The following is a 1639-nucleotide window of genomic DNA, read 5'->3' on the forward strand; positions in this document are numbered from 1 at the left end:
GGGCGGGGCGTCGTCGCGCTCTTCTCGACCGGCTCGCGCGCGTCCCCGAGTGGGGCTGGTCCCTGGCCGGTCTGCTGCCGGTCGGCGCCGCGTGGGGCGCCTTCGCCGCCGCGCTGGGCGCGCCCTTCACGACGGCCGCCCTCTGGATCGCGGCGAGCGGCGTGCTGCCCGCGCTGAACGTCGCGTACTGCCGACGGCGCGAGCAGCGCCTCGGCCGGCCCCTGCGCAAGGTCTGGATCCTGTCCGGGCTCGTCTCGCTCGCCCTGTGCGCCGCCCTCGTCGGCCTGGCCGTCGTGGCGACGGTGACGGGGCTCCTCAAGGAGTACGAGCCGCCCGCGCTCGCGCCGGAACAGGTGGCCGGCGTGTGGCGGAGCGGCGGCGGTGACGGGGGTGGTGACGGGGGTGGTGACGTGCGGTTCCGGTTGTACGCGGACCGGCGCGCGGAGGTGCCCGGCTGCCCCGGGACCGGGACCTGGACCATGGCGGAGGACGAGGTCCTGAAGCGGCCCGCGGTCGTGGTGGAGCCGGGCGGGGGCCCGGGCGCCGGGACGGACCCGGCCGCCGACGTCGACAGCGGCGGCTCCGTCGGCGACGTCGACGACATCGACGCCTGTGCCGACGCACAGGCCTGGATCGTGGGCGGCACCGGGGACGACCCCGAGCTCTTCGTGAGCGAGGGCGACCCGGACTCGCCCGACGTCAGGATCCTGCGCAGGACCCGCTGACCGCCAACCGCACTATCCGGAGCGGCTGCATCTCCCCGCAAGGGGCACGTTCGGGCCGTCGCGCGCTTCACCACGGGCCGGGGCGCGGGGACGTCAACGGCCCTCGTACGAAGGGGACCGGCGGGCCACGAAGCTCGCCACGCCCTCGTTCGCGTCCGCCGTGGTCATGTTGATCTCCTGGGCCGCCGCCTCGGCGGCGAAGGCCGTCGCGCGGTCCGACTCCAGGGAGGCGTTCACCAGCTGCTTGGTCATGGCGATGGCGCGGGTCGGACCGGCCGCGAGCCGCTCCGCCCACTCCCGGGCCGTCTTCTCCAGCTCGTCGGCGGGCACGACACGGTTGACGAGCCCGAGCCGCTCGGCGTCGGCGGCCGGCAGGGAGTCCCCGAAGAACATCAGCTCCTTGGCCCGTTGCGGCCCGACGAGCCGCGGCAGCAGATACGCGCCGCCGCCGTCCGGTACGAGCCCGCGCCGTACGAACACCTGGATGAACTTGGCCTGTTCGGCCGCGAGCACCAGATCGCACGCGAACGCCAGATGCGCGCCGATGCCCGCCGCGGTGCCGTTCACGGCGGCGATCACCGGCTTCTCGCAGTCGAGGACCGCGGCGATCAGCCGCTGCGCGCCCCTGCGGATGGTGCGGGCGACGTCACCCGCCACGCGCTCGCCCGTGGCGGGCGCGCCGCGCAGATCGGCGCCCGCGCAGAACCCCTTGCCGGTCGCGGTGATCACGACGGCCCGCACGGCGGGGTCGGCGGAGGCGTCGGCGAGCAGCGCGATGACGCGTTCGCGCTGGTCCCAGGTGACGGCGTTCATGGCCTCGGGGCGGTTGAGCGTGATCCACGAGACGGCGTTGTCAGTGGTGTGGAGTATCAATGAGTCGAGGGGATCGGAGGAGCCGGAGGGGTCGGGGGCTG

Annotated in this window: 2 protein-coding genes; one reads left to right on the forward strand and one right to left on the reverse strand. The window is 75.0% G+C overall.

The features are described from left to right. The coding region (locus tag AOK22_RS38855) for a hypothetical protein (protein ID WP_055703325.1) at nucleotides 1-725 on the forward strand (725 nt) is incomplete at its 5' end. Nucleotides 726-818: 93 nt separating this feature from the next. Here the strand turns inward: AOK22_RS38855 and AOK22_RS38860 are convergent. Then, a complete protein-coding gene (locus AOK22_RS38860; protein WP_063795429.1) occupies nucleotides 819-1598 on the reverse strand; it encodes an enoyl-CoA hydratase/isomerase family protein in 780 nt (259 codons plus the stop codon). Nucleotides 1599-1639 lie beyond the last annotated feature (41 nt).

Origin of the sequence: Streptomyces silaceus (assembly GCF_001419745.1) — a bacterium.
Classification (GTDB): Bacteria; Actinomycetota; Actinomycetes; order Streptomycetales; family Streptomycetaceae; genus Streptomyces; species Streptomyces silaceus.